Source organism: Pseudomonas siliginis, from assembly GCF_019145195.1.
GTDB classification, from domain to species: Bacteria; Pseudomonadota; Gammaproteobacteria; order Pseudomonadales; family Pseudomonadaceae; genus Aquipseudomonas; species Aquipseudomonas siliginis.
Genome location: NZ_JAHSTW010000008.1, coordinates 149,607 through 163,577 on the forward strand (window position 1 = coordinate 149,607; position 13,971 = coordinate 163,577).

General features: G+C 53.1%; 12 protein-coding genes. All 12 read right to left on the minus strand.

Going from position 1 to position 13,971, the window contains the following annotated elements:
- Window positions 1–70 precede the first annotated feature (70 nt).
- Window positions 71–4,258 carry a methyltransferase gene (locus tag KVG87_RS17090; RefSeq protein ID WP_217851724.1) on the minus strand — a complete coding sequence of 1,396 codons (4,188 nt, stop codon included), beginning with the start codon at window positions 4,256–4,258 and terminating at the stop codon, window positions 71–73.
- Window positions 4,255–5,562: an ABC transporter ATP-binding protein gene (locus KVG87_RS17095; protein WP_095182232.1), complete on the minus strand. Its 1,308-nt coding sequence runs from the start codon at window positions 5,560–5,562 to the stop codon at window positions 4,255–4,257. The genes KVG87_RS17090 and KVG87_RS17095 overlap by 4 nt, the downstream gene beginning before the upstream one ends.
- Window positions 5,552–6,370, minus strand: coding sequence for an ABC transporter permease (locus tag KVG87_RS17100; protein ID WP_095182233.1), 819 nt, complete (start codon window positions 6,368–6,370; stop codon window positions 5,552–5,554). Before KVG87_RS17100 ends, KVG87_RS17095 begins: the two co-directional genes overlap by 11 nt.
- Before the next feature lie 116 nt (window positions 6,371–6,486).
- A complete protein-coding gene (locus KVG87_RS17105) occupies window positions 6,487–7,494 on the minus strand; it encodes a glycosyltransferase family 2 protein (RefSeq protein ID WP_367616686.1) in 1,008 nt (335 codons plus the stop codon).
- A gap of 401 nt (window positions 7,495–7,895) precedes the next feature.
- Window positions 7,896–8,849: a UDP-glucose 4-epimerase family protein gene (locus KVG87_RS17110; protein WP_095182234.1), complete on the minus strand. Its 954-nt coding sequence runs from the start codon at window positions 8,847–8,849 to the stop codon at window positions 7,896–7,898.
- On the minus strand, window positions 8,846–9,769 hold the full coding sequence (locus KVG87_RS17115; protein ID WP_217851725.1) for a glycosyltransferase: 924 nt from the start codon (window positions 9,767–9,769) through the stop codon (window positions 8,846–8,848). The genes KVG87_RS17110 and KVG87_RS17115 overlap by 4 nt, the downstream gene beginning before the upstream one ends.
- A gap of 53 nt (window positions 9,770–9,822) precedes the next feature.
- Window positions 9,823–10,713, minus strand: a complete 891-nt coding sequence (gene rfbA / locus KVG87_RS17120) for a glucose-1-phosphate thymidylyltransferase RfbA (RefSeq protein WP_095182236.1) — start codon at window positions 10,711–10,713, stop codon at window positions 9,823–9,825.
- Window positions 10,710–11,603 carry a dTDP-4-dehydrorhamnose reductase gene (rfbD, locus tag KVG87_RS17125; RefSeq protein WP_217851726.1) on the minus strand — a complete coding sequence of 298 codons (894 nt, stop codon included), beginning with the start codon at window positions 11,601–11,603 and terminating at the stop codon, window positions 10,710–10,712. The genes rfbA and rfbD overlap by 4 nt, the downstream gene beginning before the upstream one ends.
- Window positions 11,600–12,676, minus strand: a complete 1,077-nt coding sequence (rfbB, locus tag KVG87_RS17130; RefSeq protein WP_217851728.1) for a dTDP-glucose 4,6-dehydratase — start codon at window positions 12,674–12,676, stop codon at window positions 11,600–11,602. Before rfbB ends, rfbD begins: the two co-directional genes overlap by 4 nt.
- A 222-nt stretch (window positions 12,677–12,898) precedes the next feature.
- Complete coding sequence (locus tag KVG87_RS17135; protein ID WP_217851730.1) at window positions 12,899–13,138, minus strand: LapA family protein; 240 nt, start codon at window positions 13,136–13,138, stop codon at window positions 12,899–12,901.
- Window positions 13,139–13,168: 30 nt separating this feature from the next.
- Window positions 13,169–13,465 carry an integration host factor subunit beta gene (gene ihfB, locus KVG87_RS17140; RefSeq protein WP_007950920.1) on the minus strand — a complete coding sequence of 99 codons (297 nt, stop codon included), beginning with the start codon at window positions 13,463–13,465 and terminating at the stop codon, window positions 13,169–13,171.
- Window positions 13,466–13,618: 153 nt separating this feature from the next.
- The gene (locus tag KVG87_RS17145; RefSeq protein WP_217851732.1) at window positions 13,619–13,897 is read right to left on the minus strand and encodes a hypothetical protein; all 279 of its coding nucleotides are present in this window, start codon (window positions 13,895–13,897) and stop codon (window positions 13,619–13,621) included.
- Window positions 13,898–13,971: the final 74 nt, after the last annotated feature.

The following is a 13,971-nucleotide window of genomic DNA, read 5'->3' on the forward strand; positions in this document are numbered from 1 at the left end:
CTGGCAAACAAAAACCATTGCACCCGCCTGGCCGATCAAGGGGTTCGATAAGCCAGGCGGGCGCACTGCATCAGTTTTTGTTCACATCCACGATCTCATGCAGCGGACGCTTGCTCAGCACGCGTTTGATTTTTTGCCGTAGTGAGTAAGGCACCGCATGGCTGATGCGCTCCATGCGTGGATGACGGTAAAGCGTCCAGATGGCCAATAGCGCGATTTCCTTGGTCGTCAGCGGCGCCTCATACACAGTTGTCGGGGCCGAGAATTTCGGCAGTTCGAAACCGTTTTTTGGTTTGCTGTGCTTATCACTGCCCACGCCGCATAAGGCCGGGTAATCAACGCTATAAAACGCTGGCTGCTGCAGGTGGGTGTCCACGACAGGCGCAGTCAACTGCTCACCGGCAGCGAGCCTTTTCACAAAGTCGCTGATTCGCCGCATCAACTCGGCTGGCTCGAGCCCATAATCATAAACAAGAGTGTTTTCACGTCCGGACAATCGTTCCGGGAATGCCCCAATGTTTGGCGCAATAATTGGCAACCCGGCTTCCAGCGCATAGCTGAGGGTATAGCTGTAGGTTTCCGGGCACAGACTTGGAAACAGGACGACATCAAACTCATTTGCGGCCATTAGGGAAGACAGCTCACTGGCATCGTAACGACCTGTAGTCAGGACACCGCCCAACTCTCTGTAGCCGAAACCGACCAGCCGGAAGTTGATTGGTGCATTGACCGTCGCTGCCGCCTCCGCCACTTGTTCCAGATAATCGGCACCCTTTTCTTTACCAAGAGCACCAATAACACCCACGTTGTAGCGGATCTTTTGCGCGACAGCCGCGACACCCTGCCCAATATTGCGTTTGTGCTCTACGTGACCTGCAACGACAGCGTTACGTAACTCGAAGTTGAGTCGATAATTGGCGAGGGTGTACGCCGAAGGGAAAATTACCGCTTTCGCCCCGTCGATAAAGCCGCGCAATTGCTCACGCCATTGTGCCGGCGATACACCATCCGGCAGAGGGAAGTCAGGATTGACGATGTCGTCGGCATAACTGCCCGGATAAACGCCCTGCGCATCGGTCAGTGTAGGGTTGCCGCATAGCCAGTAATAATCATGAACCGTCAATGCATATTCAGTGCCCAACTCAGCGGGCAATTGAACCAGTTGCGAATTCAGACCGAGCGTGTGATGGAAGTGCACGAAGCCGACACCACAGCCCTTCAAGAACTCGACCAAAAGGTTGTGCTCTTCCGGCAACTGGAAAAGAAGCTCGTCAGCCCCCGGGAAACTCCCCATCCGCAAAGTAACGGCGGACTGGCCACGACGAGGCGCCAGGAATAGGCAGCAAACATCGGACTCAAGAGCGTCTGCCAACTCGTCCAGATGCTGCTGCACACCGCCTCCAGCCTCATGCGAAATGTGCAAGACCTTTGGCCGGTCCAACGATGCGATCAATTGCGCAAGACGTTTTACCCGTAATGGTTTCAGCGGATCAGCTGCGATGAACCTCTGGATATCCAAGTGATAATCCGGATGCAGCTCGGTGATGGCCTTGGTTGCATGCTCGGTCAACGCCTGCTTGGAAGAGGAGAAGCTGACCCCGCCCTCATGAAATGCATACAGGTTAGGGGTCACGATGTTGAGCCAACCGGCTTTTAGCCCGCGCTGGCACAGATCGTTCTCTTCACCATAACCTTTGCCGAACTTGTCCTCGTTCAGCAGCCCCACGACATCCAGACAATCGCGGCGAATGTACATGCAGAAACCTACACCTGTCGGTGCCTGGCTGACCGGCAAACGCGGGCCGGAAAACACAGCATCGATCTGCTCGACGCTTAAACCAAAGGCTGGCTGGTTTTCGTAAAGAAACGCCGGGAAGCTACAAATAGTCGCGTTGTTGGAAAACGGTGTAACGGTACCGATGTTTGGCGCGATGTACGCCTCAGCGGTCAGCCGCTCCAGCCAGTCAACAGGCACGATGACATCACTATTAAGGAAAACGATATCGTCCTGGCTGGCATGGCGCATGCCGCGATTGACGGTTTTGACAAAGCCAAGATTGACTTCGTTTTCGAGAACGGTCATCACCTGCGGCCATTGCATTTGCAATTCGATCAACATGGCCTGCATGCCTGCATCTGGGCTCGCATCATTGATCGCGACCAGTTTGGAGTCGAAAGCAATAATCCCTGGCATCGCGGCAAGGATGCAGCGACGAGTCATTTCGACATCTTTATAGATTGGCAGAATGACGCTGACCGAGCGAGTGCGCGCGACAGGCGCTTCAATTACGTCGTCAACCGGCTGTGGCAGATTGGCTTCCTGGCCGCGCAGATAGGCCGTCAGCGCCTGCTTGGAAGTCTCCAGTTTGCTGCGCAACACGCCTTTCCCCTGCCGCAACGAGCGCACGAGGAAGCGTACAGGTTTGGTGATGAACCAAGAGTTGGAGTTAATGACTTGATTATAGTCAGCTTCACGCTGGTCCAGTTTTGCACTCAGCGTTTCGATTTTCTGCCTGGCGTCAGTGACAGCGCTTGCAAGCGCTTCACGGGTTTGAGCCAATGCAATCTGCGAACTGCTGAAAGCAGAAAACAGATTGTCTTCGACAATCAATCGATCTTCGCCCCACGCCGTAAATTCACTCGGGCTTCGGCCGTTAATCGCATTCTGTATCTGCGCCTCGATGGCCAGAAACTCTTCCACATCTTTTTCGCAAAGTGGGTACCCGGCGGCTTCGCAAGCTCGGAATACAAAGTCTTTGCGTGTAACCGGGCCAGCCTCTGCGCCCTTGCTGATACGTGTAATCGAACCCAGCATCTGCGTTAGCGCTTTGAACAGCAGGTACTCGTAGCGAACATTCGTGTTGAGCGTCCACTCTTTGTCGATCAACTGCGGACGGCCGTCCAGATCAATCACAATATTTTGCGGGACCGCATCGATCAACGCTCCCGACACCTCACCCGGCTGGCTCTCGGCGTTATCACAGAGCACGTTTAGCATGCTCAGGTAATTTTTGAGGAAGGCGCCGATACCTGCGTAAGTCCAGCCCTCGGCATTGACTATATCGATCAGCTTAGTGCCAAGCACATAACCATTGATGTAAGGCTCGGACGCAGCAAGATTAAAAGTGACGAGCGATTGCCCTTCACCCTCATCGATAGTCTTCCCGAGTTTTTGGTAATGCACATTGATCGCATCTTCGAAATCGCGACGAAATTCCGAACGTTTGCAATACGTCGAGCGTCGATCGCAGCTGTAATGATACGCCAGGGTCTGCGGGTCGACTGCGCTGCGCGAGACCGTCGAAGCACCTACAAGAAAGGAGTTGGCCATATCCATGCCCAAGCCGTTCCTGAAAATCTGTGACCAGGCTAATTCCAGTGAGAAGGTGCACAGATCCGGCAATTGCGGATCTCTCTGTACACTTTGCGATGCGAATGCACTGGCATCGAAATCAGGATCTTTGAACCCCTCTTCGGTGATGATCGAAACGGGCAACTTGTAATCGGGAAACGGCGCAAAGAACTCACTCGAGGTAAACCCGGCTGTCGCCAACAACGACGCGAGAGCTTTTTTCCCGTAGGTCTGCACGGTAGCGCTGTTATAGCGCCCCTCGACACCGTACATCGGCGTCGTCACGTGATCTTCAGGCGCTCCAGCAAAATATTTCAAGCCGAGCTGGTTTTCGATCGCGATGATGAGCAAACCGTCAGGCTTAAGCAGTGAGCGAACTTTCTCAAGCATTCTCGCACCCGGGTTATCACCGGCTACGAACAGGTTGGCATATTCAAAAACGCCGATCAGGGTGATGACATCGAATTGGGTATCAATGCTGAACTTCTCGAACGACTCAGCCAGAACCGAGACGTTTGGCAAGTCTCGGGTGCGTGCACGGGCGATGCTGGCGCGACGCGAGCTACCTTCCAGCGCCAGCACCCTGCCGCCCTGCTCACCTAAATACCGGGTAATTGCACCACAACCGGCGCCGATCTCGAGCACATCGCCACGCAGATCGGCATCGAACACCCGCAACAAGTTCGAACGGGTACTTGAGAGGTAATAAAGCGATGGCCAATCGGTGCACGATCTTCGCAGCTCATCAGAAAAAATACTGACGTCACTGGCCTGATCGATCAAGAATTTTATGCGCAGTTCGGTGCTATCACCATCGCTGTAGTTGATGCTCGAATAATCCGGCCTCGACCAGATGTTGAGCTCGTCATTAAGCTGATAGCCCGCTTGTTTCAATAAAATATTCAATTTGAAACCTTCTTGGCACGAATGCTGGAGTCCAGATTTACAAGCCCAAAAAATTTGTCAGTCGGACGAACCTGGAAGTGGATCGAATCATAACGCCTGTCACGGGGAGTAACCTCTTCGCCATCTTTGGTCGACACTCCGACAGAAATGAAGTAGTCACCTGGGGCCAGATCACAAGATATAAGTACCTCAACTTCGACGATCTCGCCCTTGCGCCCGCACGTTCTAAATTCCAGGCAATCCAGCGTTTCACTATTTACGCCATAGAGGGTAACGCCCTCTTTGGTCTTGATCGTCATCCCGAGAATCGGACACACCAGATCAGTATCAAACCGTACAAATACCGATAGTTTGATCTGCACGCCAGTGTCTAGGGCAATCGGGTACTCAAGCCCTTCTGCGCTCAGGTGGAAGTCGATGATAGTGGCCGATCTGTCACCCCAACGATATTCGTTCGGGTTGTAGTTCGGATGCGTTTCAAATACATCGAGGCCGCCTTCAGGCGTTTGATACGCTGCCAACTGGTCAGACGCTTCTGCACTTTCGACAGAGGCCGATTGCTGAGTCTTGCCGAACAACAAATCAAGGTAACGGTTGACGACCATGCGCGGCTCGCCTTCAGCGAGCTGCACACCGTTGTTCAAAAGAAAGGCGTGGTCACAGTGCGTAACGATTTGTTCGCTGGAGTGCGTTACCAGCAGAATGCTCGTGCCGTTTTCCTTGAGCTTTTTCAACCGATCAAAGCAACGGGCCTGAAATTTTGCGTCCCCCACTGCCAGCGCTTCATCGACAATAAGAATATCGGGCTCGACTTGCGCCTGAACGGAAAACGCCAGTCGCACCAACATACCGCTCGAATATGTCTTGACCGGTTGATTGATGAAATCGCCAATGTCCGCGAATTCGATGATCGCATCATATCGTGCGTCGATTTCTTCTTTGCTCAAACCCAGAATCGAGGCGTTCAGGTAGACGTTCTCGCGTCCAGTAAACTCGGGATTGAATCCGGAGCCAAGTTCGAGCAATGCAGCGATCCGGCCATGGGTTTCAACCGTACCACTGGTTGGATTCAACGTACCGCAAAGAATTTGCAGCAAGGTGGACTTGCCACTGCCGTTGCGGCCAACGATACCGACCGTCTCGCCTTTGCGAATTTCGAAGGAAACGTCGCGTAGCGCCCAGAACTCACGGCAATATTTTTTCTTCCCGCGACTGAGCATCTGAAGCAGTCTGTCGCGCGGTTTGTCGTAAATCTCATAGCACTTACTGAGATTTTGAACCTTGATAGCGACCTCAGATGACATCGGCGAATCCTTTTCGTGTTTTCTGAAACCAGGCGAATCCAAGCCATGCAATCAACGCCGAGCCGGCGAGATAAATGCCCAATACGGTAAAGTCAGGCAGTTTTCCCCAAAACAGAATGTCCCGGGCGTACTCGATTGCAGGCGTCAGCGGATTGAGCATCAGTAGATGTTGATACTTCTCAGGTAGCGCACTGGCAGGGTAAAAAATAGGCGACAGAAACATCAGGACTGTGGTCAGGATGCCGATGAATTGCGCGACATCTCTTAAGTAAACGCCGAGCGACGCCAAGGCCCACGTCAAACCCATGATCATCAGCATCAACGGCAGGATAATCAACGGGAACAACAGGACGGTCAGGTGCGGCGTGCCAAACAGTATCAAATAGGCCAGCAACCACACAGTCAGGCTGATCACCATGTGAAAGAGCGCCGAACCGACTGTGATCCAAGGAAGGATCTCCAATGGAAACACGACTTTCTTCACATAGTTGGCGTTCGAGAGAATCAGCGTCGGGCTTCGATTGAAACACTCCGCAAAGAAGTTGAAGACGATAAGTCCCGCAAACAGAATAAGTGCAAACTCGGTTTTCGAGTCACTTCCGCCGCTCCAGCGTGCCTTGAAAACGACGCTAAAGACAAAGGTGTAGACAACCAACATGAACACGGGGTTAAAAAACGACCAGAGAATTCCCATGAACGATCCACGATAACGCCCAACGACTTCTCGCTGTACAAGCGCCGCGATCAGGCTCCGATTACGCCAGAAACTGTTGACCATTTCCTTTGGCGACGTGGAAAAATTAAGCATTATGCACACACCTGAGATAAATCGAGGGAGACAGACTTCATACAAAAACTCTCTTGTTGAGATACCGGGAGGACGCCACGGAGCAATTTCACGTCCTGCCTTGCACGATGAGGGCATCAAATTCTGTTGAGCACCGCGGCCAGCAGCAGCCCAAGATTACCCAAACACGTCTGCCGATAGACCTTCGCGCGGTAAAGCCAGACGAAACGGCCGAATCCTTTTGAATCACGGGCTTTCTTGAATTGCTCAAAGGTCTGCAGGCTGTCTGCACTCAAGCTTGAGCGAACCGTTTCAAGTGCAGCGATATTTTTGTCATTCCAGTCACGAAAGCGACCCGTAGACATCATCCGCAAGCGCATGATCCGTGCGCGCACTCCTGAGTTGGCGCCAATCAGATTCGCTTCATGCTGCCTGTACAGAATGGAAGGCGAGGCGTCATAGACGACCTCGCCACCCACCCCGGTAATCAGTAGATAGGCCCACCAGTCATGGGAAACGATATCCACTTGGCCGCCAGCATGACAGAGTACGTCCCGAGCCAAATGATTGAATACCATAGTATTCCCCCCGGCCAGACTTTGTACCAGTGCATTGCCAAAACTGGCGGGGCGAGAAAATAGTGGCGAGCGACCGATGACCGTTCCCGAGTCACCAATCAACTCGGTCCGGCCGCAATACAAAGCAGGAAGACCGGACGGCAGCGCCTCCAATACCTTTACGGCAGACTCAAGTTTATTGGCTTGCCAGATATCGTCCTGGTCGGCCCACGCATAAAATTGCGATTGCACGGGCGCATCGCAGGCAACGGACATGAAGTTAGCCGCGAACCCTCGCTTGGGCCCTTGCAGAATGGTCAACCGGCCTTCTCCCCAGATCGCGCTGTACTGGCGCAGAATATCCAGTGTCGCGTCGGTAGAACCGTCATCAGAAACAACGACGGTCCATTCGCGATAACTCTGGCGAGCTATCGAATCCAGTTGTTGTGCGAGAAAGCGTTCACCGTTGTAGGTACACATCAGAATCGTTACGCGGGCCGATTGCGTTTCATGACCTTGAATACTAAAGTCAGAATGGCCGCCAGGCTGCTCGCCTGTCTGATCAAATTGTGGAAGAGGGGCTACCACCGAGCACTCCATTGCATTGAAGAAAAAATAATGACGATGTCGTTGCGCTCAACATCAAGAGGTACAGCCTTGGCAGCATGAAAATTACATGCCCCTCTCATGGACCGCTCCCGACAGCGAAAAATTTGCCATTATAAGTCATACCAATTTGATAGCCCAGTGACATCACCACCTTCAACAGCACAAGGCGGTGGTCATGGTATGAAAAGAGTAATCAGAATGTTGCCTTGAGCCGGAAAAATCCTGCCAAGGCGTACGGATTTGGGCTGCGTAGGGTATCAAGGCGCCCTAATTGGCAAAAGGGTGGCAATCTGCCAATCCATCGAGGGTCAGATCAATTGCTGTGCTTTATCGAGCAAGCCTTAGCGAAAAAGTGACATCCATAAAGAATACTGACACATTTAGCGCTCCCGGAGATGGTTGGCAGTGGCCTGAAGTGCCTGGCTCACGCTGATGGGCGGCGTCCACTCCAGTATTGTGCGCGTCTTTTCCATGTCGACCTGTAACGAGCCGCAGAGTCGCTGAGCTAAGGCTCTCCTACCCAATAAAGCTGCCCCAAGGCGCAGAACAAACGGAGGCACGGGCAACAATCGCGCTCGCACAGTCAGGGCGCTCGACATCCTTTGAAGCAATTGAGTGGTCGAAAGATCTTCGCCATCACTTACCAGAAAAGTTTGATTGGCTGCTTGTGGATGATCGATGCAGGTCACCAAAAGATCCACCAGATTACTGATTGCCACCAAGCTGCGGCGATTGCCCAATGCGCCCAATGGCAGTGGCAATCCTTTTTGCAACCAGCGCATCATATTTAGGAAGTTAGCTTTGACGCCCGGCCCGTAAACCAGGGGCGGTCGAATAATTACCAGCTCCATTGCGGTTTCCAGTGCTATTTGACGCACGACTTCCTCTGCCTCGCACTTGGAAATACCGTAAGGATCAACAGGCGCGGGAATATCGGCTGCGGTAAAGGGTCTCCCGGCGGGTGACTCTTCGCCATTGACCTTGATCGAACTGACAAAGATGAAGCGCTTTACCCCGGACGCTGCCGCATGACGGGCCAGCCGCGCAGTGCCCTGCACATTCATTTGCCGAAACATGGCAAGCGGATCAGCCTCACACTCGTTCATTACATGAACCCTGGCCGCACAATGAATCACCGTCTGGATATTATTCAATGGCGGCAATAAAACGCGCTCATCCAAATCAAAAGGCACGACATCACACAAACCACTCAACCGAGTTTCGCTACGTGCAGCCGCAACTGGTGTGTAGATCTTGTCGAGAAGCAGGCGGAACACCACGGCCTCGCCGACAAACCCCGTCGCCCCGGTCACCAATACCCGAGCACCTTTCATTTGTTTTTCTTCCCGATCACGGCAGTCGCGCAACAAATAAAGAAAAAGAACAGCTTGTCCCTGGTTCGACGACGACATTCACCGGCTTTTAACGACAGCCGCAATAATTGTCGACGCCCCAAAGGTAACCATTGCCGGACGAATGGATCATCGGCGAGACCCACCACCTGCGCAATCATTCGAATCTGAGAAAACCACCAACCGTCATGGATAATTTTATAACGCGCAATCAGTGAATTTATACCTGAATTGGCCCCGACCTGATTACTTTCGTGCTGGCGATAACACATGGATGGCTGCGGATCAATGAACCAGCGTACACCACGACTGCGTGCGAACGCATAGCAATACCAGTCATGCAGACTGACCTGTTGCAAGGCATCCCAATGTTTCAACAATGAGACCTTCAGCATCTGCATCATCCTTTGGCTCATGACATACGTACAGCCCGGTCCGGCAGCCTCAAAGAGAAAGTCCCAGCGGGTTTGCGGCTGGGCCTTATCCAGTACCTGGTTACGACCATCAGGCCAGAACGCAACTACGTTACTCGAGTAAGCATCCACGCCAAGAGATTTGATCGACCGGATAGCGCGCTCGATCTTGTCCAGATACCAGACGTCATCCTGATCAGCGAACGCGATGAAATCGTAGCCTTCAAGATCAACATCTCGAAGCAAACGGAAGAAGTTGCGGGAGGCCCCACCAAACGCACCGGCGTCGGGCAGGACGATTACGTTCGGATGCTGTGCAGCATAATCGGCGCACCATGCCTCAGTACCGTCAGTGGAGGGATCAATACTTATATAAACGGTTACGTCGACAGCTGTCTGACCGAGGATCGAGGCCAACTGCTCCTCGATCCACTGCATGCCATTGTAGGCGGCCAGCAAAATCGCAACCTTGGGATGTTCTACTGGCATGCCATTCCTGCTTGCAGCGTTAAACATAGCATTGCGAAAGTCAGAACTTTCGATCAGGCAGACGGCGAGTCCAGCAACTTCTGAAGGTATTGACCGTAACCCGTCTTCTTCAGTGCTTGCGCTTGTGCGTTAAGCTGCTCGGCAGAAATCCAGCCATTGTGATAGGCGATCTCTTCCAGACACGCCACTTTCAGACCCTGACGCTGTTCGATCGTGTGAACGAAGTGACTGGCTTCAAGCAGAGAGTCGTGAGTACCGGTATCCAGCCAGGCAAACCCGCGACCGAGCATTTCCACGCTCAGGGTCTGGCGCTCCAGATACGCACGGTTGACGTCGGTGATTTCCAGCTCGCCACGCTCGGAGGGCTTGATGTTCTTGGCGATCTCGACCACATCGTTATCATAGAAATACAGACCGGTGACCGCATAGTTCGATTTTGGCTTCAGCGGCTTCTCTTCGATACTCAAAGCCTTGCCACTTTTATCAAACTCGACGACACCAAAGCGTTCAGGATCGGAGACGTGGTAGCCAAATACGGTAGCTCCCTTTTGTTGGGTACTGGCGGAGCGCAAGTTGTCCGAGAAATGCTGACCGTAGAAGATGTTGTCCCCCAGAATCAGACAGCATGGATCCTGACCGATGAACTCTTCACCAATAATGAACGCCTGGGCCAGGCCGTCCGGACTAGGCTGCTCGGCATAAGTAAGCTTGATCCCGTACACGCTTCCATTACCCAGCAGTTTACGGAAGCACGGCAAATCTTCCGGCGTGGAAATAATTAGGATTTCTCGCATACCCGCCAGCATCAAAACGGACAGCGGATAAAAAATCATCGGCTTGTCGTAAATAGGCAACATTTGCTTGGAAACACCAAGAGTCAGCGGGTGCAGGCGCGTGCCCGAACCACCAGCGAGGATGATGCCTTTACGATTTGTCGTGGTCATTTGTTCAGAACTTCCCTAAGCATTCGGGTTACACCACTTTGCCAATCCGGCAAGTGTAGAGAAAAATTGTCGCGCAGCTTCTGAGTATTCAATCGTGAGTTCAGAGGGCGACGTGCAGGTGTAGGATAGGCTGTGGTTTCAATCGGGTTGACCGCCGTTACAGCTAACTCCTCACCTTGGGCTTTAGCGAAGTCTATGACGTGACTGGCATACCCATGCCAAGACACTTCGCCCGCAGCGGCCAAGTGATAGAGGCCAGCCAACTCTGGACGACTGATAACTCGCTGAATAGCCAACGCCGAAACGTCAGCAATCAGATCAGCACCGGTTGGAGCACCAATCTGATCCGCAATCACATTTAATGTTTCGCGATTCTTGGCCAAGCGCAGCATGGTCTTCGCAAAGTTGTTGCCGCGAGCTCCGTAAACCCAGCTAGTACGAAAGATCAGATACTTACAACCCGCCGCGATAATTGCCTGCTCGCCGGCGAGCTTGCTGGCGCCGTAATGGTTCACTGGCGCAACAGCGTCTGTTTCCTGCCATGGCGTGACGCCTTGGCCACTGAAGACGTAATCCGTTGAGTAGTGAACCAGCCATGCGCCCGACGCTGCGGCTTCTTCCGCCATGACGCCGCTCGCGAGTCCGTTTACGCGATCTGCCAATTCGGTTTCCGACTCAGCTTTATCAACCGCCGTATAAGCAGCAGCATTAACAATAACGTCGGGCTTTATCTGACGAATCGTTGCACGCAAGGATTCAAGATTCGACAGATCACCGCAGAGGCCATCAACAAGGTGACGATCAAGAGCGACGAGTTCGCCAAGCGGAGCCAGGGAACGTTGCAGCTCCCAGCCCACCTGACCGTTCTTTCCTAGAAGTAGGATCTTCATGCTTTATTCGAGCGATCCGCATAGTTCTGATCAATCCACTGCTGGTAGCTGCCGCTCTTCACGTGCTCAACCCACTCAGTGTTATTCAGATACCACTCGACAGTCTTACGAATACCAGTCTCGAAAGTCTCTTTCGGAGTCCAACCCAGCTCACGCTGAATTTTGCTCGCATCGATTGCATAACGCACGTCATGTCCAGGACGATCCTGAACATAAGTAATCAGGCTGGCATGCGGACGATGGGCAGAATCAGGACGCAACTCATCGAGCAACGCACACAGGGTATGCACTACCTCAATGTTTTGCTTTTCGTTATGACCGCCGATGTTGTAGGTCTCGCCGATGACGCCTTCAGTGACGACTTTATAAAGCGCGCGCGCGTGATCTTCGACATACAGCCAGTCACGAACCTGGTTGCCTTTGCCGTACACCGGCAGCGGTTTGCCTTCCAGCGCGTTGAGGATGATCAGCGGGATCAGCTTCTCAGGGAAGTGGCACGGGCCGTAGTTGTTCGAGCAGTTGGTGACCAGTGTCGGCAGGCCGTAAGTGCGGGCCCAGGCACGGACCAGGTGGTCGGAGCTGGCCTTGCTGGCCGAATAAGGCGAGCTTGGCTGGTAAGGTGTGGTTTCGGTGAAGAGGTCTTCCGGACCTTCGAGGTCTCCGTAAACTTCGTCAGTCGAGATGTGGTGGAAGCGGAAATTGGCTTTGCGCGTGTCATCCAGAGCAGCCCAGTAATGGCGCGCAGCTTCTAGGAGTGTGTAAGTGCCAATAATGTTGGTCTGGATGAACTCGGACGGGCCGGAGATCGAGCGGTCAACGTGGGATTCTGCGGCCAGGTGCATGATTGCATCAGGTTGGTGATCACGCAGGACGCGGTCGATCTGGTCACGATCGCAGATATCGACGCGCTCGAAGGCGTAACGCGAATTCTGGCTGACCTCTGCCAGCGACTCCAGATTGCCGGCGTAAGTCAACTTATCGACGTTGACGACCGCATCGGCAGTGTTGGAGATGATGTGACGGATGACTGCCGAGCCAATGAAGCCGGCGCCGCCGGTAACTAGAATTTTCACGCGAAGCGATACCCTTGAGCTGCGGACAGCGCTGCCAGAGAGCGCGGTCTAATCCATGAATGCAGAAGCCAATATCAATTGGCATCCGTCAGAGTCAGTCTGAATCGACATGCATGAAGGCACGACGAACAAGGGACGCATTTTACAGCTTAATGATGGTTTTACTAATGGATAAAGACAGGCTGAGGCGCAATTTCGACAGATGCCGTGTGCCTGTCGTTTTCACATCACTCGCTTGCGTGCAGCTCTGGACGAGCGCCCCAGAAACCAGCCCAATACAGGACCGATAAGCATACCGATCAGCAACGCCAACACCGCAACAACCGACACCGGCAACTGCGGGCCGGAAAAACCCAGAAACAAAAGCGAAACCGATTGCTGGTTTTCCAGCACAAACGCCAGAACAACCAGAACCATCAGCAGAAGAAAAACGCCAAGCAGTATGCGTTTCAGGTTACGCATTCACGCCCCCTTGAATTTGAATAGCGGAGATCAAGCGCCCTCCTCCTCTTCTTCGTTCACGCGGTCACGCAATTCCTTGCCCGGCTTGAAATGCGGAACGAATTTACCGTCCAGACTTACCGACTGGCCGGTCTTTGGATTGCGGCCGACGCGCGGTGCGCGGTAGTGCAGGGAGAAGCTGCCAAATCCACGGATCTCGATACGATCACCGGTGGCGAGGCACTGAGACATTTGTTCAAGCATGGTCTTGATGGCCAGCTCCACATCCTTGGATGAGAGTAGCCCTTGATGGGTGACAATTCGTTCGATCAACTCCGACTTCGTCATATTTTTCCCTTCTTTTTCAAGCAGCTAGATCAGCGCTTGAAAGGTTTTAGCATGCCCGGAACATTTTGAACAGCCCAGGGATTGACATATCTTTCCCGGGGTCAAAACGCCCATTTTCAGGGCACTCCAGTAGCGAGTCGGATCGCCGCTGCCCTAACGACACATCACCAGCATGGTCCGGGTCACGAAGCCCGCCGGATTAAAGCCAAACGGGTATTCGTCTTCATCTTTGGCATCGTCAGAACGGGTGATGACCTTATAGCCCTTGCCTTTACACTCCTTCGCTGCACGCTTCTGGCACTTTTCCCAACCGGAACCCAACCCGGAGCAATCGACCTCGATACCACTGACGCCGCGCACCGCATGGGTTTTCACACTAGTGGTGCAACCTGCCAGCGCCAATACCACCGCAACAACAAATAACTTGTTCATCCACTTCCTTATGCCAGGCAAGCCTGACGACTAATACTCAAGATCTAGCTTAGTCGCGAATAGGCGATTGATCC

Bases quoted from the DNA above. Each gene is read 5' to 3' on its own strand.
- KVG87_RS17100 (WP_095182233.1), bottom strand. From the start codon at position 6,370: ATGCTTAATTTTTCCACGTCGCCAAAGGAAATGGTCAACAGTTTCTGG.
- KVG87_RS17115 (WP_217851725.1), bottom strand. From the start codon at position 9,769: ATGCCAGTAGAACATCCCAAGGTTGCGATTTTGCTGGCCGCCTACAAT.
- KVG87_RS17145 (WP_217851732.1), bottom strand. From the start codon at position 13,897: ATGAACAAGTTATTTGTTGTTGCGGTGGTATTGGCGCTGGCAGGTTGC.
- rfbA (WP_095182236.1), bottom strand. From the start codon at position 10,713: ATGACCACGACAAATCGTAAAGGCATCATCCTCGCTGGTGGTTCGGGC.
- KVG87_RS17135 (WP_217851730.1), bottom strand. From the start codon at position 13,138: ATGCGTAACCTGAAACGCATACTGCTTGGCGTTTTTCTTCTGCTGATG.
- rfbD (WP_217851726.1), bottom strand. From the start codon at position 11,603: ATGAAGATCCTACTTCTAGGAAAGAACGGTCAGGTGGGCTGGGAGCTG.
- KVG87_RS17095 (WP_095182232.1), bottom strand. From the start codon at position 5,562: ATGTCATCTGAGGTCGCTATCAAGGTTCAAAATCTCAGTAAGTGCTAT.
- ihfB (WP_007950920.1), bottom strand. From the start codon at position 13,465: ATGACGAAGTCGGAGTTGATCGAACGAATTGTCACCCATCAAGGGCTA.
- KVG87_RS17110 (WP_095182234.1), bottom strand. From the start codon at position 8,849: ATGAAAGGTGCTCGGGTATTGGTGACCGGGGCGACGGGGTTTGTCGGC.